At 41.4% G+C, this 26,201-nt stretch carries 35 protein-coding genes; 5 read left to right on the top strand and 30 right to left on the bottom strand.

From position 1 onward, the window contains the following. The first annotated feature begins 3 nt into the window (after positions 1-3). Complete coding sequence (locus tag HMPREF1534_RS10760; RefSeq protein WP_005939566.1) at positions 4-1,194, top strand: DEAD/DEAH box helicase family protein; 1,191 nt, start codon at positions 4-6, stop codon at positions 1,192-1,194. Between the two features lie 63 nt (positions 1,195-1,257). Here the strand turns inward: HMPREF1534_RS10760 and HMPREF1534_RS10765 are convergent, their stop codons facing one another. The 17 genes from HMPREF1534_RS10765 to HMPREF1534_RS10845 all read right to left on the bottom strand — a co-directional run bounded on the left by HMPREF1534_RS10765 (position 1,258) and on the right by HMPREF1534_RS10845 (position 13,291). Next, positions 1,258-1,995, bottom strand: coding sequence for a hypothetical protein (locus tag HMPREF1534_RS10765; protein WP_005939564.1), 738 nt, complete (start codon positions 1,993-1,995; stop codon positions 1,258-1,260). 2 nt (positions 1,996-1,997) lie between these two features. Next, a complete protein-coding gene (locus HMPREF1534_RS10770) occupies positions 1,998-3,074 on the bottom strand; it encodes a relaxase/mobilization nuclease domain-containing protein (protein WP_258469367.1) in 1,077 nt (358 codons plus the stop codon). A 17-nt stretch (positions 3,075-3,091) separates the two neighbouring features. After that, entirely contained in the window at positions 3,092-3,475 is a 384-nt protein-coding gene (locus HMPREF1534_RS20940; RefSeq protein WP_229126637.1) for a MobC family plasmid mobilization relaxosome protein, read from the bottom strand. Between the two features lie 197 nt (positions 3,476-3,672). Continuing rightward, a complete protein-coding gene (locus HMPREF1534_RS10780) occupies positions 3,673-4,014 on the bottom strand; it encodes a hypothetical protein (protein ID WP_005939559.1) in 342 nt (113 codons plus the stop codon). 24 nt (positions 4,015-4,038) lie between these two features. Next, complete coding sequence (locus HMPREF1534_RS10785; RefSeq protein WP_018452241.1) at positions 4,039-4,590, bottom strand: P-loop NTPase family protein; 552 nt, start codon at positions 4,588-4,590, stop codon at positions 4,039-4,041. Between the two features lie 31 nt (positions 4,591-4,621). Next, a complete protein-coding gene (locus tag HMPREF1534_RS10790; protein ID WP_005939554.1) occupies positions 4,622-5,338 on the bottom strand; it encodes a hypothetical protein in 717 nt (238 codons plus the stop codon). Between the two features lie 8 nt (positions 5,339-5,346). Then, complete coding sequence (locus tag HMPREF1534_RS10795; protein ID WP_005939551.1) at positions 5,347-5,583, bottom strand: helix-turn-helix domain-containing protein; 237 nt, start codon at positions 5,581-5,583, stop codon at positions 5,347-5,349. Between the two features lie 235 nt (positions 5,584-5,818). Then, positions 5,819-6,220 (bottom strand): hypothetical protein, encoded by a 402-nt coding sequence (locus HMPREF1534_RS10800; protein WP_005939548.1) that lies wholly within the window; start codon positions 6,218-6,220, stop codon positions 5,819-5,821. After that, a complete protein-coding gene (locus HMPREF1534_RS10805) occupies positions 6,217-6,801 on the bottom strand; it encodes a hypothetical protein (RefSeq protein ID WP_258462005.1) in 585 nt (194 codons plus the stop codon). The genes HMPREF1534_RS10800 and HMPREF1534_RS10805 overlap by 4 nt, the downstream gene beginning before the upstream one ends. A gap of 78 nt (positions 6,802-6,879) precedes the next feature. Then, complete coding sequence (locus HMPREF1534_RS10810) at positions 6,880-8,037, bottom strand: site-specific integrase (RefSeq protein ID WP_005939544.1); 1,158 nt, start codon at positions 8,035-8,037, stop codon at positions 6,880-6,882. Positions 8,038-8,049: 12 nt separating this feature from the next. Next, positions 8,050-9,201: a site-specific integrase gene (locus HMPREF1534_RS10815; RefSeq protein WP_005939542.1), complete on the bottom strand. Its 1,152-nt coding sequence runs from the start codon at positions 9,199-9,201 to the stop codon at positions 8,050-8,052. A gap of 326 nt (positions 9,202-9,527) precedes the next feature. After that, positions 9,528-10,448 (bottom strand): hypothetical protein, encoded by a 921-nt coding sequence (locus HMPREF1534_RS10820; protein WP_004312135.1) that lies wholly within the window; start codon positions 10,446-10,448, stop codon positions 9,528-9,530. Between the two features lie 76 nt (positions 10,449-10,524). Continuing rightward, positions 10,525-10,869, bottom strand: a complete 345-nt coding sequence (locus HMPREF1534_RS10825) for a hypothetical protein (RefSeq protein ID WP_227195314.1) — start codon at positions 10,867-10,869, stop codon at positions 10,525-10,527. A gap of 164 nt (positions 10,870-11,033) precedes the next feature. Next, positions 11,034-11,462, bottom strand: coding sequence for a hypothetical protein (locus tag HMPREF1534_RS10830; RefSeq protein WP_005939537.1), 429 nt, complete (start codon positions 11,460-11,462; stop codon positions 11,034-11,036). Beyond that, positions 11,452-11,814 (bottom strand): hypothetical protein, encoded by a 363-nt coding sequence (locus HMPREF1534_RS10835; RefSeq protein WP_005939535.1) that lies wholly within the window; start codon positions 11,812-11,814, stop codon positions 11,452-11,454. The genes HMPREF1534_RS10830 and HMPREF1534_RS10835 overlap by 11 nt, the downstream gene beginning before the upstream one ends. Beyond that, the gene (locus HMPREF1534_RS10840) at positions 11,815-12,270 is read right to left on the bottom strand and encodes a hypothetical protein (protein WP_004312132.1); all 456 of its coding nucleotides are present in this window, start codon (positions 12,268-12,270) and stop codon (positions 11,815-11,817) included. It lies immediately after the preceding gene. Positions 12,271-12,283: 13 nt separating this feature from the next. Next, complete coding sequence (locus HMPREF1534_RS10845) at positions 12,284-13,291, bottom strand: hypothetical protein (RefSeq protein WP_227194014.1); 1,008 nt, start codon at positions 13,289-13,291, stop codon at positions 12,284-12,286. A 436-nt stretch (positions 13,292-13,727) separates the two neighbouring features. On the opposite strand from HMPREF1534_RS10845, the gene HMPREF1534_RS10850 reads away from it, so the two are divergent. After that, complete coding sequence (locus tag HMPREF1534_RS10850) at positions 13,728-14,384, top strand: recombinase family protein (RefSeq protein WP_004312130.1); 657 nt, start codon at positions 13,728-13,730, stop codon at positions 14,382-14,384. Between the two features lie 5 nt (positions 14,385-14,389). Further along, positions 14,390-15,190, top strand: a complete 801-nt coding sequence (locus HMPREF1534_RS10855) for a YqiA/YcfP family alpha/beta fold hydrolase (protein ID WP_004312129.1) — start codon at positions 14,390-14,392, stop codon at positions 15,188-15,190. Positions 15,191-15,287: 97 nt separating this feature from the next. Here the strand turns inward: HMPREF1534_RS10855 and HMPREF1534_RS10860 are convergent, their stop codons facing one another. After that, a complete protein-coding gene (locus HMPREF1534_RS10860; RefSeq protein WP_232509266.1) occupies positions 15,288-15,815 on the bottom strand; it encodes a hypothetical protein in 528 nt (175 codons plus the stop codon). A 40-nt stretch (positions 15,816-15,855) separates the two neighbouring features. Continuing rightward, on the bottom strand, positions 15,856-16,242 hold the full coding sequence (locus HMPREF1534_RS10865) for a DUF2958 domain-containing protein (protein ID WP_005939525.1): 387 nt from the start codon (positions 16,240-16,242) through the stop codon (positions 15,856-15,858). A gap of 375 nt (positions 16,243-16,617) precedes the next feature. Here HMPREF1534_RS10865 and HMPREF1534_RS10870 point away from each other — a divergent pair, with 375 nt between their 5' ends. After that, positions 16,618-18,111 (top strand): Y-family DNA polymerase, encoded by a 1,494-nt coding sequence (locus HMPREF1534_RS10870; protein ID WP_005939523.1) that lies wholly within the window; start codon positions 16,618-16,620, stop codon positions 18,109-18,111. Continuing rightward, positions 18,104-18,520 carry a hypothetical protein gene (locus HMPREF1534_RS10875; RefSeq protein WP_018668641.1) on the top strand — a complete coding sequence of 139 codons (417 nt, stop codon included), beginning with the start codon at positions 18,104-18,106 and terminating at the stop codon, positions 18,518-18,520. Before HMPREF1534_RS10870 ends, HMPREF1534_RS10875 begins: the two co-directional genes overlap by 8 nt. Before the next feature lie 279 nt (positions 18,521-18,799). Here HMPREF1534_RS10875 and HMPREF1534_RS10880 read toward each other — a convergent pair whose 3' ends face one another. From HMPREF1534_RS10880 to HMPREF1534_RS10925, 11 genes are all read right to left on the bottom strand, one after another. Beyond that, the gene (locus HMPREF1534_RS10880) at positions 18,800-19,288 is read right to left on the bottom strand and encodes an SLOG family protein (protein WP_004312125.1); all 489 of its coding nucleotides are present in this window, start codon (positions 19,286-19,288) and stop codon (positions 18,800-18,802) included. 5 nt (positions 19,289-19,293) lie between these two features. Continuing rightward, positions 19,294-19,875 (bottom strand): hypothetical protein, encoded by a 582-nt coding sequence (locus HMPREF1534_RS10885; protein WP_004312124.1) that lies wholly within the window; start codon positions 19,873-19,875, stop codon positions 19,294-19,296. A 477-nt stretch (positions 19,876-20,352) separates the two neighbouring features. Beyond that, positions 20,353-20,841, bottom strand: a complete 489-nt coding sequence (locus HMPREF1534_RS20935; RefSeq protein ID WP_005939513.1) for a hypothetical protein — start codon at positions 20,839-20,841, stop codon at positions 20,353-20,355. A 294-nt stretch (positions 20,842-21,135) separates the two neighbouring features. Next, a complete protein-coding gene (locus HMPREF1534_RS10895) occupies positions 21,136-21,768 on the bottom strand; it encodes a hypothetical protein (protein ID WP_005939510.1) in 633 nt (210 codons plus the stop codon). A 550-nt stretch (positions 21,769-22,318) separates the two neighbouring features. Next, on the bottom strand, positions 22,319-22,831 hold the full coding sequence (locus tag HMPREF1534_RS10900; protein ID WP_005939507.1) for a hypothetical protein: 513 nt from the start codon (positions 22,829-22,831) through the stop codon (positions 22,319-22,321). Positions 22,832-22,948: 117 nt separating this feature from the next. After that, positions 22,949-23,296, bottom strand: coding sequence for a hypothetical protein (locus HMPREF1534_RS10905; RefSeq protein WP_004309324.1), 348 nt, complete (start codon positions 23,294-23,296; stop codon positions 22,949-22,951). 5 nt (positions 23,297-23,301) lie between these two features. After that, complete coding sequence (locus tag HMPREF1534_RS10910; protein WP_004309323.1) at positions 23,302-24,054, bottom strand: ParA family protein; 753 nt, start codon at positions 24,052-24,054, stop codon at positions 23,302-23,304. A gap of 160 nt (positions 24,055-24,214) precedes the next feature. Beyond that, a complete protein-coding gene (locus HMPREF1534_RS20835) occupies positions 24,215-24,382 on the bottom strand; it encodes a ribonuclease P (protein ID WP_100069973.1) in 168 nt (55 codons plus the stop codon). A gap of 55 nt (positions 24,383-24,437) precedes the next feature. After that, positions 24,438-25,025, bottom strand: a complete 588-nt coding sequence (locus tag HMPREF1534_RS10915) for a hypothetical protein (protein WP_005826889.1) — start codon at positions 25,023-25,025, stop codon at positions 24,438-24,440. A 19-nt stretch (positions 25,026-25,044) separates the two neighbouring features. Further along, complete coding sequence (locus tag HMPREF1534_RS10920) at positions 25,045-25,395, bottom strand: hypothetical protein (RefSeq protein WP_005939503.1); 351 nt, start codon at positions 25,393-25,395, stop codon at positions 25,045-25,047. A 310-nt stretch (positions 25,396-25,705) separates the two neighbouring features. Next, entirely contained in the window at positions 25,706-26,083 is a 378-nt protein-coding gene (locus tag HMPREF1534_RS10925) for a single-stranded DNA-binding protein (RefSeq protein WP_004309321.1), read from the bottom strand. Positions 26,084-26,201: the final 118 nt, after the last annotated feature.

Raw genomic sequence — 26,201 nt, 5'->3', positions numbered from 1 at the left:
TATATGAAAGAAAAAGATAATATTTGCTATATAGCATCTGCTGGTGCCGGTAAAACGACTTGGTTAATAGAATCCTTATTAGCCAGACGGAATGTTATTTCTAACCATAAGAAGATTGCAATTGTAACTTTTACAATAAAGAACCAAGAAGTAATAAGGAATAAGATAATTAAGAAACATGGATTTATTCCGTCAAATATATATGTATTAGGTTGGTTTGAGTTTTTATTGAAATATATTATAAATCCTTATAAAGGAGATATAATACCATTTCTTTATATGAAGCACATTGGGGTGCAATTAGTAAATTCACCATCTGGGATAATCAAAATTGGTGGAAAGTACAAATACAAATATAAAAAGAGTGATATTGTTAGAAAATATTTAACAAGAGATAAGACAAGAATTTATTCTGATAAGTTATCTGAATTTGCTTTTGAATGTATTTCATGTAACAAAGAAAATTTCTACAACAGAATTAATTCAATATTCGATAGCATCTACTTTGATGAAGCACAAGATTTTGTAGGTTTTGATTATGAAATAATAAAAACCTTGATAAAAAAATGTTCAATAAGATGCATTATAGCTGCAGATCCTAGGCAACATACTTTTTCAACTCATATATCTGAAAAATATGGTAAGTATTCTGGTAAAATTGATGTTTTCCTAGATAAGAATGTTAATACTGCTAAAAAAGAATATATCAAAATTGATAATTCATTTTTAGCAAAATCACATAGGTGCATTAAAGAGATATGCGAACTGAGTTCGAAACTTACTCCATTGTACCCACCAACAGTTTTTTGTGAATGTGAAAAATGTGTTTCTCGTAGAAATGAATATAAAGGAAGTATAGGATGTTTTTTAATAAAGAAACAAGATGTTGATAATTATGTAAAATTAAATAACCCAATAGCATTGACATGGAATAAAACAATAAAGATCCACAATGGAATAAAAAGTAGAATAAATTTTGGTGAATCTAAAGGATGGGAATGTAGCTCATCAATAATATATTGTACTAATACAATGCAAAATTGGTTGAAAGATCCCAATTATAAATTACCTGATGAAAGTAGATCAAAATTATATGTAGCTATAACAAGAGCTCGTTTCATAACAGCATTAGTTGTTGATGATGATTTTGACAACTCAGTTATCGATATTCCCTTTTGGAATAGTAACAGTTGATATATATTGTACACTGAATATAACCTAAATAGCTTTATAGATGTTATTCAATGCACAATATACTTATCTTTTGTGAGAATATATATACTCCATATTTTTTATAAAAATACTTAGTGATTCATCTCTTTTACATTCATTTAGGAGTAAAATATATTTTTCTTCTGTTTTATTTAGCCTGTGATTTTCACGTAAAATAAAGAATGAGGTTACTATGCTGACTACCCATATAAAAATGGCTATAAGGATACAGAATTGCTTGATATACCTGAATCCGACATATCTGTCAATCCAAAACCAAAGTCTCTTGAAGACCCAAAAAATCCAGCCTTTAATGGTAGTAGGTTTTACCGGTGCTTTTGACATGTTATGCCGTTCTGCTACAACATCAAGGATACGGTTCATTCGTTCTATGTAAGGGATAATCTTAAGATATTGCTTGTTCGTGTCCGCTGTCAGTGCAACAGCGTTAAGGCTGTTCTTTTGTATATCCGTACATAGATTGGCAATCTTAACCAGTAATTCTTCTGTCTGGGCATCGGACTTTCCGGTTTTCAGTTCCTCGTATGCTTTGCTCAATTTATCTAATATATCATAGAACAAATTTCTCAGTTGGATAAACTGTCTGTCTCCACTGCTATCCATATTGTGGCCACCGGTTTTACTTACAGAGGCAATTTCACTCTTTATAGAAACAAGTCCGGCTTCTATCCGGTTAAGTTTGTCCGTATGTCTATCCAGTGTAGTCTGGATTTCATCAATGGGATCATATTCTTCATCCTTTAACGGTTTGTTCTTTGCCATTGTTACCTCCTTCTGCCTTTTCGTGGTACATATTTGTCTTTTTCTTCATCACGTTTGTTATCGTCGCTGCTTCCACCACCGCCACATCCTGTTTCCGGTGCCTGATGTGGCTGAACTATCAGTTCAATGGCGGCTCCAACTATTCCAGATCCTATTGAACTGCCACTGTCGGTTCCGCTTTCTACATTGCCAGCAGCCATAGTTTCCTGATTGGATTGTGCATTCTGAATATTCGGGCTGTATTCCGGAGTGTCCACCGGACAGGCTTCCGCATGAGCCATATCCTTTGAGATATTCATGTCAGATCCGGTAAAAACGGAGTCATGTTTTCTGATATCCGATATAGCGGTTTTTTCCTGCCCATAACTGCCGAACTTCCTTCTTAAATTTCCGAATGACAATTCCGGATCCACTTTCTTTCCGGCAAAAGAAAGATTTTCTGCTGTATATACGATACCACGTACATTCCCGTATTCATCCCTTACCATGGTTATATCGACACCTTCTGATTTCAGCCTTGAGATATATTCTTTCCACGAGCTGGCTTTGTCAAGAATAGGGAAAGCTATGTCCATGATATGATATTTGACCTTATCCTTTCCGATAAGTCTGTCTCGGTTTACATCTTTTTTTCTCTTCGATGGAGCAGAAAGTCCGTATTTTGCCCGGATAGATTTGCAGACATTTACTGAACGTGCATAGTTGCTGTCGCATGTGATAGCCTTTCCTTCGTTGTCTATACGACTGTAAGCAATATGTACATGATCGTGTTCTTGATCAAGATGACGGTAGCCAAGATAGATAGTGGGCGGAAATTTCATACGCTGCATGTATTCCTTGCAGAGCTCCGTTATAAATTCGTCAGTCAGCCTTTCCCGGTCTTTGGGCGAGAAACTGATTACCAGATGTCCCATCTTGTCCTTTATCTTGGAAGAACTGTTTGCCCATTGGAGATTGAAGGCAGCAACCACAGTCCGGTTTGAGGTTGTACTGACTCCATTGGAAAAAATCACTTTGGCATTTTTCTCTTTCATGCTATTGAGGTAGTCAATCAGACCTCCGGCTGATTTCCCTTTCATTATTTTTGCATTCATCGTTATCTTAGTTCACTTAATTTATTCAAAACTTCATCTATCTTTTCTGACAATAGCCTGTCAGCTGCGGCCACATCCTCATAGCCTGCAATGTGCGCTTCGTGTGCCAGCTGGTTCAGGTTGTTTGCCATTCCTGCGAGCTTCCTGAAACAATCCATCATCTCCTGGGATAGCGGTTCGTTTATCTTACCGTTTATTGCCAGATCATAGACTATGGAGGAAAGTGAAGCCTTCATCCTGCGGCTTCTTTTTTTTAGTTTTTTGAAGTTCAGTTCATCAAAACCGACCTTTATAAAATGGCACTTTTTCTCTGTCGAATCCTTTCGAGGACGGCCTCCTTTTCTCCGTTCTGGATCCTTTCGGGGTGTGGGTGCAAATTCTGTCATGTCCGTTTGTTTAAGGTCATCCAGGCGGAGCCTTCCGACATTCAGTCGGTGGTTTTTTGGCACAAAAAACCTATCTTGCTCCCACACCCCTTAAAAAAGTGTCCTACTTTCTGAACAGGATGTACAATGCTACGGAAGCCATTATAACAGGCTATTGTACAATATTCGTCGTGGATGACGGATTTATAAATGGAGTTTTATCTGTGCCAGTGTACCTGTGCTTCCTCATAATATGAGTGGTCTCTGGCTATTGATTCAAGGACTTTGTGCAGATAGTCCAGTTCGTGGTGTTCCAGGCATGGAATGGCTCCGATTTCTATATTGTATGATGCTATCCACCTGTATTCGCTCCACTTCTCATAGTCTTTTCCGGTACGGCTTACTATGGAATCAAAATAGGTATTTACCTGTTCTATCTGCCGTTCCGACGGTACACCATCTATGCCTTTGGCATGTATAAAGGAAATCATGGAATCAACGGCATTTGCCAGTAAAGGATCAACTTCAGCGAGTACCTTTTTGAGTTCTTCCTGTTTCATGTCTTAACTTGTTTGGAGAATATGTCAGCTCCGGTATGAACCGTTGCCAAACCTGATGGGCACGACCATTTCAATAAGCCGGTCGGCGATACGTTCCTCATATTTTTCCTTAATCTGTGAAAATGTCAGATTTGTCGTAAAAAGGGTGAACAGCTGTTCCTCATACCGTTTTGTTATCAGGTCTATCATAGGGGTAAGACAATTGCCAAAACTGATGATTTCCTTTGGGTCTGTCCCGAAATCATCTATCGCAAGGATTGGAAGTCTGGCTATCCGAGCCCATTCCTGATATTCGTCTTTGCACCTGTAAGCCAGTTCCCTTGCATTCCACAGCGATACGCTATAACTGGAATTGGTCTGCGGATGGCGCAAGTTCAATGAATTTATCAGGGTACGGATGGCTTTAAGCCATGTGGTTTTTCCATTTCCGCACATTCCGCTGAAAAACAGACCGAACTTTTCGGAATTTCCCGTAAGGAAGCGTGCAATCTGTTCACGTTGGCTTTCAAATTCTTCACAGGTTGTGAAATGTCTGCACCTGTATTCGACTTCTGCCTGGTATGCGGCCAGCAGCATATCCTTTGTCTGTTCGTAGGAATATGGCAGCCTAAACCGGCCAATCGTAATCTTCCGGTGAAGTAGCTGTGATTTCAGTAGCTCTACGTCCACTGTTGACTCGTTTTGATTCTGCTCTTTCATGTTTTAGTCTATAATTCATTTTAATGTTCAGCCAGTTGCGGAAATGTTTCTGGATGTCTATTATTTCCCTCTTGTCGGATGACTTCATTTTTTGTTCGGCAATGAACATTTTCAGGTATTCCAGTACAGTTTCACGGTCTATATCGCTTCCCCGTTGAAGGATTACTGAGTCCAGCCAGGCAGCATCATTTGCAAGAATCATTTCCAGTTCATCCAGTTCCAATTTTCCGTTGCTGACATTATGAATATTATTATTTCTATTTTTATCTTTTATATTAATAGGGGACAACGGCACCGACATCTTTACCGACAAGTTCTCCGACAACGGCACCGACAACTGAGAAGTACGGTCAATTATGGTATATAAAGGCGGATTCTCCTTTCCAGTCCCGGCTGTGAATGAAATCAGACCTCGCTGCTGGAGTCCGGCCCTGGCCTTTACAATATTCTGCTTTGTTGTCTGAAGATCGGCACTTATTCTTTCCGTATAGCCTGTAAACGGCATCTGCCATCTGGCGGAATTTGCCATATTAAGAAGATAGAAGTATAAGATTGTTTCTGTCTTGGAAAATGCCCTGTATCCGTTATCCCTCCAGAATAGACTGAACAATTCATACAGGTTCATAATACAGGCTATTTAAGTAGGTCTTTTTGGGTCACATAGGCGATTGCCTGCCGGTCCACTTCTTCCTGTGGTGCTATGCGTATCCTGCGGAGCCATTGATCAAGTTCGTCCTTGTCAAAGAAGCACAGTTTGCCGTTTGGTTTGTAGAAAGGAATCTCCTTTTTCATCATCAGTTTATGCAGATAAGACTTTTTCATCCCCAGATATTCGGCAGCTTCTACCGTTGTCAATAAATTGTTTGTCATATAATTCTATTTTATAATTATTATTTCCGTTTCGACAGCAAACAGGTTTTTGAATGCTTTTTCTTTCCTTTTGCTCTGTTGCAAAATTATGCCTATTCCCAAGTGGAACAATGTGTACGATTTGTGGTTGGGGACAAAAAACGAATAAAGCCATATCGTTGTTAATCAACAATATAGCTTTATTTAATTTGTTAAAAGATGTATAGCTCTGTGGTCGCTCTGTAATTCTGTGTGGTCACTTCACAGATTTTGCTTTTTCGATGGCTTTTTCGATAGCCTTGACGAATTGGGCATTGGTTTCTCCTGTTCCGGAATTGAGTGCATCTCTATAATGGGATTTGTAGTATCCAGGACTGATTTTACACTGTTCCAGCATGTGTTGTATCCACTCCTTTGCTAAAGACTCATTCATTATCTCTTTACTGACGACATACAACAGGTAACAGACACGGCTGTTTTCACGATGACGGACAACAACAGGTCGTGAAACTTCTTTCAGGTTCATGAAATCTACGAAATCCGTACCTTTCATGTGTTCAAACTGGTTGCCGTTGCAGATCTTGTACAGGCTGCAACAGATGGTCAAATCTACTATATCAAATAGTTTGGCCGTTTCTTTCAAGTACAGTCCTGTCATATCTTACCTTCGAATTTCAGTTCTTCTATATCTTTGATAATGCTGTCTGCAATCCTTTTCATTCGGACAACCAGCATTTCAAGGTATATCATCTCAAAAAAATAAAGTTTGGCTGTTTTCTCACGTTCTGCGGTGTAAAAGCGGTATGTCTCATCACTCTTGGCTTTCTCTGCTTCATATCTTGCCTTTACCTCCTCGGATTCTTTTTCTATGGCCTTGTAATCGTCATCTTCAGGATTGAGATAGTCCATGCGGACACTCATTTGAGAATACCGTTTCCATAGTTGTGAAGCGGCATATGCAATAGAGTCATATTCCTTTTCAAGCGGCTTTATATGCCTGTCGCAGACTGGTTGCGGATTATAAGAGCCAAATATATCCTCGTGACTTTCATAAGTGGCAAGGAAGTCAGACGCAGCGGCAGACAAGGCTTTTGCCTGTTCCATGAGTATTGCCGGGCTGTCGTTTAACTCTTTTTCAGCTGAGTTGATTATACTGTTTATGTCTTTGTAGTCATGATAGAATCCGGAAAAAACCAGATTTTCCTCAAAGGTCAGTTCTGTATCTTTGATATATTTCAAAAGGAGCCTGTTTACTTCAAGCAACCTTTCAGTTATTTCAGCAATATACATCTTTATAGTGGGGTTATGTAATCAAAACTAAAATTCCATGTCACTGAATGCATCGTCTATAAGACTGACTGCATCATCCTTTTTCTTGTTGATGATCTTCGCATATATCTGGGTTGTTTCCACCTTGGTATGCCCAAGCAGTTTGCTTACAGTATATAAGTCAACTCCCAAAGTCAGCATCATCGTTCCGAAAGTATGTCTGCTGCAGTGGAACGTTATCGGCTTACTTATTCCGGCGGCTTCCATCCATGGAGTGATATATATCTTGGTGCAGATCTCGCGCGGAAGTTTAGGGAAGATAAGACACTCATCACTCATGTTACCTTTTTCCGGGAGCCAGCCGATGGCTTTCTTGGATATGGGAAGATATATGGGTGTTCCTGTCTTCTGCATCAGCTTGTTCAGTCTCCACTGGTCACCGTCCTTAATGAGATCCTTCCATCTGAGCTGACGGATATCGCTATATCTCAAACCGCAATAGCAAGCGAACAGAAAAGCCTGTTTGATATGCTTATGGGGATTTTCCGTTTCTTCAACTTTTTTCAATTCATCTATTGTCAGGAATTCCCTTTTGCTTTCTGGTACCTTTATCTTGTCCTGGACGGAAAGCTTGTTTATGGGATTTTCTGATATGATGTCCTCACGGACTGCCGTGTTCAAGGCATTACGCAGACAGGACATATAACTGATTATCGTGAATGTCTGAACCTGTTTTCCGCTACGTGTGCGGTAGTCATTTTTCAGGAAGCTCATGAATCCGATGCAGTATTGCCTGTCAATTTTGTTGAGCGGAATGTTTATATTGTATTTTGTCAGCACATTTATGGTCTTGTGAATCAGCTTCTGGTCTTTGATACCCTTCTGTGCCTGCTTCTTCTTGAAAGTTTCCATCCAGTCGGCCAGTGTCTGCTTGGCTTTCAGTGAAGTATTCTTCAGACCGGCCTTGTTGTTGGTTATTTCAAGAATACGGGTCATCTTTATAGCGTTGGCAGCCTGTAGAGTGGCTTCGTTTTGAGCCTTTGCCATGGCTCCTTTCTCCGGTATCAGATACAGTTTCAGAAACTCATAGCTGCGCTTTCCGTCCACATAACAGTCCAGATAAAGTGACTGTACTCCGTTGGCCAGATTCTTTACACGGAGTCTGACGGGTTCCTTTGTGGATTTGATTGTTACTTTATTTGTCATATATATGGGGATTTATAGTTTGTTATCTATCAACCGGACTGCATCATCTTTTTTCTGACTGATGATTTTTGCATACCGTTGTGTGTGTTTGATACTGGTGTGCCCCAAGAGTTTTGATACAGTATAAAGGTCAACACCAAGAGTAAGAAGCATGGTGGCATAGGTATGCCGGGCCGTGTGGTATGAAACATTCTTGTTCATGATTCCGGCTTCCTTTACCCATGGCTTCAGATACTTTGAGAGAGCATAGGGAGTCAGATCAGGAAACACATTGCTGTCAGCATTCCTTTCAGTGTCTGGCAACCATTTCAGTGCCTGTCCGGGCAGAGGAATATAAACGACATTTTCAGTTTTTTTCATTCTGGTAGCCACTTTCCATGTACCATTGTCACTGTAGATGTCTTTCCATTTGAGGGCTCTGACATCGCTCAGGCGCAGTCCACAATTACAGGAAAACAGGAATGCACGTTTTACAGTTTCATTTCCGCACCTTGCTCTGATAAGCTGCTTTACTTCATCGATTGTAAGATATTCCCTGACAACTTCGACCGGCTGTATCTTTTCAGACGACGATAAAAGGGAAAAGGGATTTGCAACAAGTATTCCTTCACGGACGGCCGTGTTAAGGGCTGTATTCAGTTCGCAGAGTATATTGAATCCAGATTTGGGGCTCAGACATCTCCCATCCGACATTTTGTATTCAGTCTTAAGATAATTGGAAAAACCGATGCAGAAAGACTTGTCAATCTGACACAACTCTAAATCTTCACTGTATGTTAAAAGGAATTTTTTGGTTCTTGTGATGTTCGATAGTTCTCTTACACCTCTGTCCTTTTGGATTGTATAGTATTGGTTCATCCATGAAGATAACATGATGGGGGATTGTCCCGTATCTTTGTTGGAAATATATTTATCCGGTACCGGGTTCTTCTGGAGTTCTTTAGTACGTTGCTTCCTGAGTTTTTCAACCTTGTTTAAGGTTGCACGGTTTTTTCTGATGGAATTGTCATCCGTCTCCACAAGCAGGAACAAATTAGGAAGACGTTCATACGTGCGCTTTCCATTCTGGTAAATCTCAAAAGATATGGATTTACGCCCGTCTGCCTTGGTAGTAAACCGGACTTTTACGGGATCTTTTGTATATTTGCCTCTGTCTCCTTCCATCACTTCTAATTTTGTTACAGCTACAAAGGTAACACAATTCCCCGTATTTATCGCAAAAATGAGTAACAAAATTACAGCAAAAATAAGCTATTTAATAAAACGTAAGGAATCAAAGGTAGTTTTATAAGTATCTATAAATTAGCATTATGAGTTGCTTTTATTTCTGTTTCTTTCTTTTGATTTTCGTATTTAAGGTATTAGGCTTCCCGAGACTGTAAAAAAGTGGCACGTGCAAGCACGCTGCCTGTCGTTGCATCTATCCGTTAGCGGGACAAAGACGAAGTGTATAAAAGCGTATGACATGCCGTGCATCGTTAATAAGGCGTTTAATCCGTTCCGTTTTCAATAGAGGAAGTGCCCCCAGGCTTATCATCCGTTCTGTCCTCTACGGGGCTTAAATCAGGTCGAGGAGGGTCATCATAATAAAATGTTCCCGGGTCAGATACGTAGTATTCAAATATGCAGTCAAGGAGAATAACTTCTGCTTTCGTATAACGGGATACGGGTTCTGCCATATAACCCGGCTTTCTGTTTTCACGTATGGCCACAGCCAGAATGCCAAGGATTTCTATTACTTTCTGCCAGTCCCATACATGGTCTTTTCCAAAGAGAAGGCCGATGGAATCCGACAGTTCTTCAGGCATTTCCTTCTCCATTTTCAAGACCTGAAATATGGACTTTGCCAGCGAGTCAAATACTTGACCCTGCTGTTTGAGAACATGTCGGGCAGGTCTGCCTCCGTCGTTCTCCGTTACCGCCAATTCCATAACCTTGTTGAAATAACAATTATATGATTGGGCCACCTGACCGGCAGTGTTGCGTCCTTTAATGAACCGTACAAACTGAAGTGCGTTGAAGTCCAATATATCAGACGGTGTCTCAACAAAGAGAGAAAGGCGTTGTTCCTGGCTTACGGAAAACACATAGCTTTTTGAGAATTGCTCCATGGTTAGATGGCCCAGGTTGGCAAGACCGGTCAGGAACTGACGGACTGTAGCACGTTGCCATTGCCACTTCCTTGCAAGTTCAGATATGGTGGCAATAAACTGGCCGGGAAGTAATTTCAGATTTCCTACTACAACGGATGTGGAATATGTTCCTGATGTCGCTCTGGTGAGCAGATCACAATAGGCTTCCAGTTTGCTGTAACGGTCCTCTGATTTAGGCTTCAGATACTCCAACAGGGAGCGGTCTATGCCCTGTGGGTCATTCAATTCAGGAGAAGAATTGTTTTTATTGTTAGTCATTTGCGTCATTTTTAGATTACATTTAAAAAGTGGGAAAAAAGCAAGCAAGGAATATATATTCCACATGTAAGTGGCATTAATAGTAGTTCTTCATTATCCAGTCCATCTGGCTTTTAAAACTGTCGCAGTCTTCAAGTACGCTTTTCTGCTGAAGAACTCTTTCAGACGGATAAAAGACAGCTGCCACACTTAGCAGGAAAAAAAGCTGAAACACACTGTTCATATAAGGGGTGGCATAACATACCACTGCTATCAGGAGTGTGATAAGCCAAAACCGTTTCCTTTCATGCAGAATATGAAGGGTACTATCGGCAATCCTTCTGTTCAAAAGTGCCAGCGTCAGGATGCTTGACAGTCCAACTGCCAGATTGGGCTCTGTCATACAACAGCACCAGTTGATGAAGATGAGTGTAAGCATCATAATACTTAAATAAAATTTTCTTGCACTGTCAAATACTACCATCCTCCACATGAAGCTTTGCATGCAGCGGTACGGTTTTTTATATAAGCAAAAAAATGCCAGAAGTAGCAGGAACGGGAACAAAAAACGGATGATGGTTAATGTATGTATCATAGTGAATTCATTTAGTTATTTGTATTCTCAACGTGTTCCTGCTCTTTTCTCTGGATTGACTCCAACCGTTCAGCTATGCGCCTGTTCAACCGGACATTATAGCTGAACGATTTCTGGTCAATAGTGGGGTCTTTTGAAAGTTCTTCATCCGTTTCGATGAGAAGATTCAGATAAGAATCCAAATTGGAATCGTGATTCCTTTTCTCATCTCCTATGGCATAATCATCAGTCAATGAAGTCACCTTGTCCAACGTATCAGGGTCAATATCATCGGCCAGGTCATAGGCCCTTTTAATGCTTCTCATAACCATCAGGCAAGAGAATATGAGGAAACACAGTATAGCCTTGATTATTATATTCAGGTCAAATACCATCATCGCCAGTACAGCCAGCAGGATGACTGTAAAATAAAAAACATAAATTTTCCTGTTAGTATTCATAATCGTCAAGTTCAAGTTTTATTATACCGAAAGAAGCTTTCTCTATAATGTATTCGACATCACGCAAAGTGAGCGCATCATGCTTAATCCGTTCAGAGGCTGAAGGGTCTTTTTTGCAGAGAGCCAACAGACCCATGTTCAAATCGTATTCATTGATGTTCCAGGTACAGGACCTCTTGAAACAGTAATGTTCCCTGTAGCTTTTCAAAGTGATAGCTTTAAACAGCAGCGGCTTCAGCATTCCATCCTGAAGTATTCGCATCTCTACCAGTTTTTCTGTACCGATAACCTTTATCCATGTCCTGTTTTTCTGTATGATGTCTGCAATGAGGTAATACGTTTTCCTGTTCATTCAAAGTCCGCAGTTGAAGTCATTCATTATCTGGACATGCTCTCGCTTTTCTATGAATTTTCCACGACGTTCATGTAGTCGCAAATCTTCAAAAATGTCAGCAGACATAACCTCAATGGAATTGTAGATGGTAACATATAACTCATGGATAAGACCGTCCGTATGTGTCTTGCAGTTTATCTTGAACATACGTTCCGTCACCGGATAACAGTAGGCGCAGCATTCATGTCCGTATGCGGTAGCGGATGATGGCACTATGTGGTAAAGAATGGCAAGATCCGCATTCATCTCAAACATGTCCAAAACCTTTTCGAGAGGCTGAGGTTCGTGTACTTCATAAGGAAGTACGGCATAATCTTCGTAAGTCTTGATTTCCCCAAGCCAGTAATTATCAATAATGGCTGGCAACAATATGGGACCGGATGATCTGAATTTTAAAATAGCTTCCTGTAACATGATATTTATATGATTAGATGGTTGATATGTATAATCGAATTAGCTGATTCGGTATTTTTGTGGTCACATCCCGATCGATTAAGTGTTTGCTGTCTAATCTGGAAATGATAGCCGGATAATCCTTTGCCATATCCGTCATAAGCCGAATCTGTTCCGGTGTCAGCATTGTTATGGCAAGGGCATCTATCGAGAGATAAGGTTGTAACATCATCCACAAGTAAGCATTGGCATATTGCGAATCCTTTACTATACCACGTTTCAGTTTCTCATGACAGACTTTGGCATTCAGAAGCAGACGGCGGCCTGTCCTCATGGACATATAGGTAATAGTTTCATCAGCCTTGATTTTACCATTTGATGCTTCCTTATAAATGCTGTCACAAATATTGGCCGTCATATCAGTAATATCCGCCATACCCAAAGCTGAGCACTCGTCAATGGAAGCAAGAAAGCTTCGGAAGAAGAAGTCTTCCATACGGATAAATCGAAGAAGCGCATCTTCTGAGTGTACCCCATGTAATTTATATGAAAGCAGAAACTCTGAGTAATCGGCAAGTAAGTCTCTAATATTCCCGGTATATACAGGAATGCTATCCAATGAGGAAAAGAATACTGTTGCATGTCGCTTTAATGAGTCAAGTTCCTTATCCTGACCATAGATAGAAGTATGAAGTTTGACATATGCCACATCGCTTAGAGTAAAGTTGTCCGCAAGCTCCATCAACCTCGTGCGAATGGAATCCGTTATACTGTCAAACCTCATGGTCAGACCGGCATGAGCCGTAAACGAAGGGTCTTTCTGAATAAATTTGTAGACTGTGTCTGAGCATTCATACCACAGATTGATAAATGAGGCAAGTTGCTCGGCATTGCACGTTTCCTGTGATCTGACAGTCTTATAAAGATTATCGTATTCATTCAGAGCTTCATCAGAGGACTCAAAATCATATTTCTCATGATTGTTGCATGAGTAAAACAAGAGTACAGAGCATAAAAAAATCAAGTGAAAGATTAAACTCATTTGAGTATTTTTTCTTTCACTTGATTTACTTTCTTTCACTTGTTTTCCTGAACCTGCGTCAGACATACCAATCAAACCGCTACAACAGTGATTCTGACCGATTAAATTTCTATATATCATTGGCATAATTTTGTTTGTTATGTGGCAAATGTATAGATAAAATTCCACATTGTCAGTATAAAATATTCAGTTTATACTAATTTATATTTCATACTCATAATAGTATGATTTATAATACATATCTATTGATAATAAGAAGTTGTTAAAAAAGAAGTCGATTATAAAATCTGTCATATCAGTATGATTACCAATATGAATATAATTTATACCTTTGCATCAGAGTCGTGTTCATTATACTCTTGGAGAATTATCATACTATATATTTTTCAAGACAAGATAAGACATCTATTTGATTATCAGTCAAAACCTTTATAATATGGCAAAGATAGGTTACATTATGGCAATATCCCAGTATGACAAACTGGAAGAAGACAGGGAGTGGATGAATAACTTCGGATGTATACGCATTGTAGAGGAGTGCGATGAGAACGAACGCAACAGGCCGCTTTGGAAGCAACTCATGGTTGCCCTGCAAAGGGGGGATGAACTTGTTATCCCCAAATTTTCAAATGCCATCCGTGGCAGTCGGGAACTGGCTACTTTCCTGGAATTTTGCCGGGTAAAAGCTATTCGCGTCATAAGCATACACGACCGGATTGATTCCAAGAACCAGCTTTTCCCTGAAACCAAGCCATCGGATGTGCTGGAAATGATGGGTGCCTTACCTGAAGAAGTACTTGCTTTGAGAAAGACTGCCGAGCATATGGTGAACCTGCAGGCGAAGATGATTGCATCATTACCGAAGGTTTCTTCCACAAAATTACAAAAGCTCGACAGAGAAAAGACAGTTATCAATCTGTATGCAGCCGGTCATCCTATAGATGAGATATGGAGAGCAAGCGGCTTCAAAAGCAGAAGTTCTGTGTTCCGTATTCTGAACAAGCATGGCATCAAACTCAATAGAGGAAACCATTCCGGACCTATCAAAAAGAAAAATGAAGAGGATACATCGAAAGATATGGATAAAAGCTGACTATAATGAAAAAGATACTTTTCCTTCACGGATTCTTTGCCACAGGAAGTTGTCCGATGGCAGTTGCTCTGAAAGAAGCATTTGAAAATCATGCCTCCGTCTTAACGCCAGACCTTCCGCTTCATCCCAAGGAGGCATTAAAACAGGTACGCTCAATCATTGAACAGGAATCGCCCGACCTGCTGCTGGGTAACAGCTGCGGATCTTTTCTTGCGCAGATGCTCGCCCCGATAGTCGGCATCCCGGCATTGCTTGGCAATCCGCACTTTGAGATGACGAAATTCTTGAAAGAAAGAATCGGTGAGCATCAGTACAAAGCCCCACGCAAGGACGGCAATCAGACGTTTATCATAGATGAAGCTTTAATCGAAGAGTTTGCCAAACTCGAAAAGATTCAGTTTGACTGCTGTAATCCGTATTACAGAGACCGTGTCTGGGGACTATTCGGCGAACAGGACAGACTGGCTCACTATGAGCCCATGTTCCTGGAGCATTACAACAATTCCCATCATTTCCCGGGTGCGCATACTCCCACAGAACAGGAAGTGAAGACCTGGTATGCGCCCTTGGCCATGAAGATGCTGATGGAGTTTCCTAAAAAAGAAGAAAGATATTTCCGTCATTTCAAGGGTGGTACCTATAAATATATCCATTCCGCTTTTGACAGTGAAACTCAGGAGCGGATGGTTGTATATCAGGCTCTCTATGGAGAGAAATCTTATTGGGTCAGACCGGAAAAGATGTTTTTCGAGACTATAGAAAGGGACGGAAGACGCTTTTCAAGGTTTACGGAAATAGACATCTGAGTGTTTAAGGTTTATCCGCATAGCAGCTATAACCGTAAGACTGCAACGAGTAAAGGAACAGAAGACCATCCCTGTGGCTCCTGTTCCTTTGTTCTTATCACTCAATTTCCGACGTAATGAAATCAATGTGACCGGCAAATATATCATCGGCATCAATCTCATGTTCATTGCCCCGGTCGTTTTTCTCATCTCCTATGATGGTTATTCTTCCATCATTGCTAACCCTCACTGCAAGGATTACCACATCACAAGGCTCATCATAGTCATACGCTGCCACTATCGGGCAATCACCCTCAAAGTGCCATTCATAGCCATCGGCAACCTTCTCACCATATTGGCGAATTGCAGAAACGAGCTCTTCCTGTTCGCGATGCTTTACCTCCTGCACGCTATCATAGATTGAAAAATTCTTCAACCTGGTATCCCTTTGTTCATGTACCTCCTTGCCATTCTCTTCATCTATGCCAAATTCATGAAACTGCACCGGAACATAATCTGCAGGAACTGCCATCCATGAAATGTTATTCAAGGAGTAGTCGTGCTCTACAAGGAAAAGTTCAACGTCCTCTCCAACCATATTCTCCGGAACGTTCAAAACATCGATGCGGACATTTGCGCAATCCACAACAATAATCTTCATAGCTGTCCAATTTTTAAGTTATACATTAGTTTTCATCATAAAGTCTTGACAAGAAAGACTGAAGTTCTTTATCCTTTACCTCTCTGAGGGCACAAGATTTGAAACTCCTATCCTGTTCTATCTTCAATAAGCCGAGTCCGTACTTACTCGCATCATAAGTGACATCGGCCATTTCAGATGCTGACATGTAGCCGTACTCTGTTTCATGTAGACCGACCACTATACCATATAGGGTGAAGTCATCTCCTTCGGGCTGTCCTTCCATAATATACCAACGGATATTGCCAAGGTGAAACACTGCGATGCAAAGCGCATCCTTTCCTTTTGCGTCCTGTGAATACAGGGGATAATCACTCAGAGCCTCTCTCAGTTCTGGAGTTACCAGACGATTGTTGAATTTTGTTACTGTCATAATATCTGAATTATTTATTTCCCTTTTGTTACAGCCTTTCAGCTGTGTGTCGGGAAGATTTTTCTGCATCAGAAGTTTGGAGAAGGCAAATAAGGCAAGAATGGCATGAAGAATACTCTTTAAGTGCCTGTCACTTAAAGGAAGATTGTTCACAAGACACGTCTTGCAGTTTGACAGATCCAAGATAACTTCGCTGAAAAATTTTCCTCTGACACGACAGCGGATGTGCTTAAAGGCAGACATATAACAGGTGAAAATCAGTCCGGGACTGCATGTAAGAGTGAGATATGGGCTGTATATAACTGATAAGCAATAACAATATTAAGGAATTTTTGGAGGATTCTCGTTATCTTTGTATCGTTTTCCGGAAATATAATGAGTACAGAGCCATTACGACAATATATAGCCATAGATCTGAAATCATTCTATGCTTCAGTAGAATGTGTTGAACGGGGATTGGATCCGCTCGACACATGCCTTGTCGTGGCTGATGCTTCACGAACGGAAAAGACCATCTGCCTGGCTGTTTCGCCGGCATTAAAGAAGTATGGTACCGGAGGTCGTCCTCGCTTATTCGAGGTGATTGAGAAAGTACGTGTGGCAAACAGGCAGCGAGGTAACAGTGGAAAATCCTACTCGAAGAAGGAGCTGGACAGCAATAAAAGTCTGGCCATAGACTATGTGGTGGCTCCTCCCCACATGGCTCACTACATAGAATACAGTACAAGAATCTACGACATCTACCTGAAATATATAAGTCCGGATGACATCCACGTGTATTCCATCGACGAGGTCTTCATCGATGCTACCACCTATCTCGCGACTAACAGGATGACTGCTCATGAGCTGGCAATGAAGATGATCCGTCATGTCCTTTCGGATACAGGCATTACAGCTACGGCAGGAATCGGTACCAACATGTATCTGTGCAAGGTAGCCATGGATATTGTGGCCAAGAAGATGCCACCCGATGAAAACGGTGTACGCATTGCCGAACTTGACGAAATGACTTATCGCAAATTGCTTTGGGAACACACTCCTCTCACAGATTTCTGGCGTGTAGGCAAAGGTATTGCCAACCGGCTTGCCCAGTACAATATCCTGACGATGGGTGATGTAGCCAGATGCTCTATAGAACATGAAGGATTCCTGTACCAGATGTTTGGAGTCAATGCTGAACTGCTTATTGACCATGCCTGGGGATGGGAACCAGTTACCATGGAATATGTGAAAGCCTATAAGCCTGAAAGCAAATCATTGAGTTCCGGACAGGTTCTCCAGTCGGCTTACACTACGGATATGGCCCGTAATGTGATACTTGAAATGGCCGACAGTGTGTCGCTCGACCTTGTGGACAAGAGGCTGCTCACTGACCAGTTGGTGCTTACCGTCGGATACGACATTGAATCATTGACCAACCCTTCAATAAGGGAGAAGTACCATGGTAAGATTACAACCGACCATTACGGCAGACAGGTGCCGGTCAATGCTCATGGCACCATCAATATCGAGGAGCCGACTTCTGCAGGCAGTATCATCTCCGAAAAAGTGGCTGAACTGTACGGCCGCATAGTGAATCCTGTCCTACTCGTGCGCCGTCTTAACCTGTCGGTGAATCACCTCGTACATGAGGAGCAGTATAAAAAGCAACCTAAAATCGTCCAACTCGATCTTTTTACTGATTTCGAAGAGTCAGAAAGACAGCGGAAAGCTGACCTGGAAAAAGCTGAGAAGGAACGCAGACGTCAGGAAGCTATCCTGAGTATAAAGAAGAAGTTTGGGAAGAATGCCATCCTGAAGGGCATCAATTATGCCGATGGAGCAACCCAGAAAGAACGTAACCAACAGATTGGAGGGCACCATGAGTAAATATGACGACATAATCAATCTGCCACATCATGTCTCAAAGAACAGGACACCCATGTCCATGGAGAACCGTGCCGCCCAGTTTGCCCCGTTTGCCGCTCTCACAGGACATGATGAAGCGTTAGCCGAAACAGCAAGGCTGACTACTCCCAAGAAGCTCCTTTCTGATGATGAGATGGCAAGTCTTACAAGAGAACTCGCCCGCGTCATTGAACAGGTGCCGGAACAGGAAGAATACACTTTCGTGTATTTCGTACCTGATACTCAAAAAGATGGAGGCAAATACGTGTCAATAACAGGCACAGCCAAGAAATACGAAGAGGTGACAAGAGCACTCACGTTATCGGACGGAAGAGTGCTTCTGATTGACAATATTCTGTCTATCAGAAGACTTGATACTCCGGAGTTTTAACAGGTTATACCAAAGTCTCGTTCACCAAAATACGCAAAGACCCGGCAAGGATAAAAACCTATCCTTGCAATGAAAGCGTGATTGTCCTGTAGAAGCTGACGGCAAGACCGCTCCTACTCACCTGTACTTGACTTATATATCAGGATTGCTATCTGTCTCTTCTGAAATCGTTCCGTTCATCTCCATTCCACCATACTTCCAAAATGTAGAAGAAAAAACGGAACACGAAAAAGACAATAATAGTATCAAAAAGTTCATTCATACTCGTTCCATTTAAAATCAATACACATTAATAATCGGGATGCCCCTCGCTCGTGCCTTTTTAACGGTGTAGTATGTTCCCCCTTTCTCACGGCCATCATAATAGGCAATGAGATATGAAGCATTCTCAACCATAAACTTGTCCCGGTCAAGGAAGCACCTCGGATAATAGTAGTCACTGAGCACAATTACCTTATCAGCCAGTTCAAGCAACCGTCTATAAACTCTTTTATCATAGATATTATATCTCTCTGCCTGGCCTTCAAACGGTATGGCTGCAGTCAGAGATATTCCGGGCAAATCACACTTCAGCGATTGTACCAACTGTGCTGCCATCAGATCTATTCCCAAAGCAAATCCGGAAATGAAATTCCTGATGCCATGGTCATAGGCTTCGGATATTGCTGAGGTAAGGCGTTCCTGAATAAATTCCCTTTGGGAAAAGTCATAGAACCGATGTCCTGTAAAAGCAGCTGAGACTGTCCTGTCAAATTTCAAATCATTCATAATTGTCATTTTAGTACGTATTTATAGCTTGTTTTGGCAAGGAAGATGCCGTTGGTCACATGAGCTCCGGCCTGTTCTAATTGGGAGACATAGGCATTAAAGGATGCACCCGTTGTGACTACATCATCCCAAATGCAGACCTCCTTGTTCTTGAAGAAATCAGCATCAATCTCAATGTTGTTCTGCTCATTTATCCGTTTGGCACGCTCTTCCTTTTTTATCTTTGTTCCATGGACTGCAGTACGTTCACCGATGACACTCACATGAGAGAACCCGTCAATGGCTCCGGAAAACTTGCATACAAGCTCGGAAAAATGTCTGTTTCTCATTTCGTTACGTTCCGGACTACTTGCAGGGATGCACGAGAATACCACATTGCATATCTTACGGCCAAACTTCTTTACAAGGAACTTTGCCACGCATTTGGCCACCTCCAGGTGGTTGCGGCCATCCTTGTAGTCATAGACAATCTGACGGTCAAAAACTGCGTCCATTCCTATGTTCTTGATGCGTGAAGGAAAATATCGCAAGAAACTAATCAGTTCCTTGTCTTCCTGACCTTTGATGTAAACATTCACTGTGTTCATACTGCACTCTGATTTTGTTTCCCTTTTGTTAAGTCCTTTCGGACTGTGATCGGGAAGTTTTTTCTGTTTTACAAAGTGCAGACAAACCAATACAGCAAGTCTTCAGTGGACAATACTCTTTTCAAGGAAAAGGAAGATTGTTTACTAAGAACGACTTGCCAATTTGGTGATGGATGCAACAACTTTGCAGAAAAAAGTTCGCTGAATCACAAGTAGGAATGAAGACACAATGGTTAAAATACTAGTATATAGGAACTTTATAACTGAATACAATCCTTATAACTGTCGGGTGGGAAATGTCTCGCATCGCCAACAGCAAGTACGGCATCAAGGAGCTCTCCACTATCTTTGATAGCGGAATGCTCTTACCGTACCTTTGACAGAGGGGTGTTCTGGATATAGTCGATTCACTCGACCATGGACAGAATACCTCTATGGCAAACTGTTAGCGAATGCGGACATTGGTGTGGGCGAAGATTACAAGAAAAAGAAAACTCTAAGATTATAAAAGGGAAGCGTCAGCTTATAAAGAAGTAAGAGCATAGCATTACAACTGTCGGGTGGGAAATGTCCTGCAACGCCAACAGCAAGTACGGCATCAAGGAGCTCTCCACTATCTTTGATAGCGGAATGCTCCTGCTGTACCTTTGACAGAGGGATGTTCTGGATATAGTCGATCCACTCGACCATGGACAGAATATCTCTATGGCAAACTGTTAGCGGATGCGGACATTGGTGTGGGCGAAGATTAAAGGAAAAAGAAAACTCTAAGATTATAAAGTTTAAGGCAAGTGTTAGCTGGTGGAGTGGTAAGAGCATAGCATTACAACTGTCGGGTGGGAAATGTCCTGCAACGCCAACAGCAAGTACGGTATTAAGGAGCTCTCCACTATCTTTGATAGCGGAATGCTCCTGCCGTACTTTTGACAGAGGGATGTTCTGGCTATAGTCGATCCACTCGACCATGGACAGAATATCTTTATGGCAAACTGTTTGCGAATGCGGACATTGGCGTGGGCGAAGAGTAAAAAAAGTTCTACAAATAACGTTACAGATTCAAACATATATCAGAACTGACTACGTCTTATAAACAGGAATTTTGGCTATGGAATAACAACCAACGACTTTTCAAGGAATATATTCACTACTTTCCAACCTGGAATGTAAGTATTAAAAGAGGTAATCAACCGTCAGCATACTCGATCTTCAAACAGTCCACATCGGGGCTTCCCGATATGGTCTGTTTGAATTATAACTATATCAGTCTATGTCATAACCTATCACACAATCATCATTGATAAGCAGATAATAATAACCGTTACCACAATTTCGGTATTCCTTGCTGAATCCGGCTATCATATCACCATTCTCTTTCGGTTCACACCAAAGTGTCCCGTCATAACCGCAAAAGTCAAACCTATAGCTTGAATACTTCTCTTTCTTTTTGAAGGCTTCCCTGAAGCATGCCATCACCATGTAGCCGCAATACTTCTCGATGGTGCTCAATCTGATACATTTTCCGTCAATACCTGTTCCTGTGGTTATATGGTTCTCGTAAAGGGATTTTGTCAAATCCGCACCTGCAATCCTGCGCAACCAATCATTTGTATGTGTGGCAAGTCTGGCAAGTTTCTGGTATTTGAGAATCATCTTCTTTTCTGCCTCTTCTTCATTTTCAGTGGTCGGATAATAGACTTTCTCAATGCTTGACCAGGCATTGAAAACATAACCTCGTTTGCGTTTACCTTTTGCAATAATGCCAATCACTCCCTCTCCGTCACTGCGGTTAATGAACAACTTTCTACGTTCTCCACTAATTCTGACATACAATGATGTGGGGTTCTTTTCGTTGTGAAGATACTCTTCTGCCGGATGAATCTTTTGTACTTCCATATCTATAAGTATTAAAATTAATCATTTCCCTTTTGTGAAATCATGACAATTTCAAAGGGCTTCAAATTTTCACGCTCCCGATACTGTGAGACATGGAAGATAAGACAAGTAAATGGCTGTAGATTTGTATGGAATACCCAAATCTCTGATTTGCGGAAGGTTGCCATACCAATCTGAGACACATTAGAGAATCGGTACTTGGCGTTCGGACATTCACAGTAATTTTGCGGTGAAAATCTGACAAGCCGTGAATTGTCAGCATACAAAAAGCTTATGAAATATGCTTTAATCAATTACAAGAAGGCGAATTTAGATTCAACTATAAAGGGTTTATTTCATTTGTCTATCAATGATTTAGAGAATTATCTTTCATTCATCCAATGTCCACATGTATTCATGTCCACACGTTTACATATATACACCTATACAAGTGGACTTATATACATGTTTACATATAACCATGTATTCACGTCCATATGAATACATGTATACAAAAAGCCACCACCAAATCATAAGACTTGATGATGGCTCAAAGCTATATAAGACAATATCAATTGACGTAGGCGTAATTTACGTTGAAATAGGTGTCAGAAACCTTTGCAGTCGTAATGACCATTGACCTGTCTGAGTTCGTGAAACAGTATTCAAGTGTTGCCTCGATCGCCGGAACAATCAGAGAATAATGTTCCTTCAAATAGTCGATAACCAGACGGCTATTAGCTATCAGCTCTGTATCTATTACCGAATACAATTCCCCATTTGAAGCATAAAAGCTATATAGGATACCCTCATTACCGTTGCCGGTTTTGTAAGTGAGTTGAATAGAACCAGCTATTGTTGCCTCCGATACAAGACCATATCGCTTCATTGAAAACTCCATATAGTTCTTGACCTCGTCTATGGTTGAACTTTCAACATGATAAGGCTCCGTCCATACTTTCAACTCCGGCTGAAGCTCTTCAACATCATCCAAAATGTTGTCTTTGCCACAAGAAGTTAATACCAATGGTACTGCCATTAGGAATACTACAATGGCAAATGAGAAGTATTTATTCATATTCATAATATTTTGATTGTTATTGACTTGAATATATCTGTGTATTCACGTGTACGTGTAAACATGTATATATTGCTACACGTACACATACCTATACGTACACATGGCTACGTGTATACACGTTTACATTACATCATTGATGCTTTTGGACTTGACTTTCCGAGCCTTGCCATGCTTCGCCTCGTATGCCTCGATGCCCTGTTTCATCACATACTCCATAAAGGCACGTATAGTGAAACCCTCCTTGTAAGCTATTGCCTGTACCTTATCTACAAGTTCCCTGGAGCAGATAAAGGAGAAATGCCGCCAGGAATTGTCCAGTTGCTCTTTACGTTCTGCCTTGACTGACCGTTTTTCCTGTTTCGGAATTGGCTTGGTCTCGGGTGTTTGTTCTACTGTTTTATTGTCAGGGCTGATAGCAGCACTGCCCAAAATATTGCCAAGCAGAATGTCCATATTGTTTTTTGCCATAGTTGTTATTGGTTACGTGAAAGAATTTCCTCCGTAAGTGCAAGATAATCCTTTGCACCGTTGGAATTTAAATCATACTCGAATATACTTTTGCCACTACCGGCTGATTCAGCCAAGGCGATATTCTCACGGATGCGGGTATTCATGGTGATACTTTCGTAACGCTCCTTTACAGCCTGTTCCACTACCTTGTTCAGTTTACGATGATTGAATCTGGCGATGAACACACCTCCCAGGCGAAGCGACGGTTTGACACGTTGCAAGGTGGTGACAAATGCGTCAAGCATCCTCATGCCTTTCAAAGGAAGCAGCTCCGGTGTCATCGGTACGATGATCTCATCAGCCGCGATAAAGGCATTGGTAGTGACAATACCAAGAGAAGGCGGACAGTCAATCAGGATATAGTCATAGTCTTTCCTGAGCGGTTCAAGCAGACGGCTGAGCAGTTGCTCTCTTGCCAACAGATTGGTCAGAGCTATTTCCGCACTTGCCATTTCAAGGGAAGAAGGGACAAGGTCAAGATTCTCCCGGATATGTTTTACAGGCAAAGGAACACCGTTTACCAATGAATCAAAAATGCTCGTCTCAATTTCATCCTCATTAGGTATGAAATATAGTGTCAGGTTTGCCTGTCCGTCAAGGTCTATAAGCAGGACTTTCTTGCCTTTCATTGCCATACAAGCCCCGATAGAGGCGGTTGAAGTTGTCTTTGATACGCCACCTTTATGGTTGGCGAAAGTGATGATTTTCTGTGCCATACTATTTGTTTTTATGTTTATATGTTTCAATGTGTTCTTGTATTCCTGTTTACACGTGTACTTGTCCACATGTATCAATGTATACAAAGGTAAATGTATGATATACAAACACCTACCAATGTCTCCTAACAGTTGAAAACAGTCAGGGAAAGTATCAGGGTCATAATAATATGACTTCATCTTTGCTCACTAATCGTTGTGCTCCGCTGATTAACCGTACAAGAAGTTGTTCGTTATACACTGCCACAATTATTCCATGGCTACAGCCCCTGCATGGGGTTATAAGTTCGCAAGATGCTCCAATCAGTTCTGCGCTGTACCTGTCCATATTATCTTGTTTTTATGCAAGGACACGAGACTTGCCTCATGTCCTTGCGGGTATGTTATTCGAATGTAAAAGGGTGGATGTAGAAATAGGTCTCTTCGCTTTCGTATTCATAGCTATTGATAAAATCCACCATTTCTTTTTCACTGCGGTCTCCCTGTCCAATACCGGTCTTTGATGTCCATTCAGCTATGGCATCCTCAATGGTGTCAAAAACATCCTCACATGCATCCTCGAAAGGTTCGCCGTATGAACTCACACAACATTCTTCGGGAAAGAAATCCCCCTCGTCATGGGTATAGAACAAATCACATCCACTTTCGCAACATCTGTATGAAATACTCAGTTCATCATTCAATATCCGGTTTATTTCAAAGAAGAGTTCGTTACAGGCATCCCATGCGGTTTCTGTCTCAAATGAAAGAAGGAAATAATCATTCTCTTCGTCTTCTTCATATTCAGCCCAATAGATATGTCCTCTAACACTGATTTGCTTTTTCTCATAGTCAATGCCGTAATGCTCGGCAAGCTTGAACAGCCTTATATCCTTACTATCCACTTCCATGTCCTGAAAGGTAGTCCACAGGTTATTTACTGCTTCACGTGTCCCAGTGACCTTATAGGTCGTTGTTGCTAAATTTGCCATATCATTGAATTTTAAAAGATTACCACTCCGTATAATAACTCTGGTCGTTGTTCTCGCATTCCTCAGCCCATTCTTCATCGGTGAAGTCACTGTGCAGACATTCATCACTGCAATAGTAGGCTACTCCCATGTCAGCACAATACCCGGCACGCATCAGTCTGCCACACTCTGAACATCTTCTGCAAGCCCTGTTTGTGTCCCACCAGAAGTCAGTGAAAGACTCGGCTATGACATCCTCACTGGTGTTCTCGTCCCACTTGTCAAGGTAGAACTCTGCAAACTTGTTCAACTCCGGCTCTATGTAGAGCATCTTTTCAGTACCGCCAACAGCCTTGGTCAGTCGGCTCAGGATTGATTGGATTGTCGTCATAATATCATCTGTTTTTTTTCTTCCCTCTCGTAGATCAACTACTTCGGGAACACATATAAATTTTGTTGCACCAAGAAGGTGTCGGGGCTGTCTCTGCAAGGTTTTGCTCCAAAATACTACCCGCAGGTGTGGAGATTTTGCGGCAAAGCGAAGCCCTGACCTTGCTGATGACAAGACCGGACAATTACCTTCGCAACGGAATTTATGCCAGTTCCCCGAAGTCGGTGTATGAGGAACGAATCTCGGCAAAGAGAAGTATAAGCATAAAAAAAGCGACCCGAAGGCCGCTCTATTGGAGAGAAGAAAGGATTTACTTGCCCTTCTTGGAGTTCTTCTCCTGAGCTGCTGGAGTTTCCTCCTTTTCAACAGCTTCATAGAACCTGGTGGCTACAAATGCCACTCTGTTGCGCTTGACACCGTCGGCATCCTGCCACTCCTCCGGCTTGAAATAGCCTTCAACCGTGAGGAGTGCTCCTTTGACAAGGCGGTCAAAGGATGTAGTATTCTCATTCTTGCGCCATGTCTCGACGTTTATGAAAGCGGAAGTGCGGGTTGTTTCCTCGCCTGATTTCTCAGTGCGGCTGATTGCCAAAGGGAAACGTGCAACGCTTGCGGTTGAGAACTGATGGATGCTTGCATCCTTACCTACAAAACCAGAAACTACGAAAGAATTTTCCATTTTCTTCATAACATTGAAATTTTAGAAGTGAAACATTTATTTTTTACGTTGCCATCAAAGTTGGCAAGGATAGCAATCAGGCAAGTAATTACCGAATTATTTCACCGTCAGGCAGGAAAAGTTTTCC

Origin of the sequence: Phocaeicola massiliensis B84634 = Timone 84634 = DSM 17679 = JCM 13223 (assembly GCF_000382445.1) — a bacterium.
Taxonomy (GTDB): domain Bacteria; phylum Bacteroidota; class Bacteroidia; order Bacteroidales; family Bacteroidaceae; genus Phocaeicola; species Phocaeicola massiliensis.
This window is presented reverse-complemented; position numbering and strand designations above follow the sequence as displayed.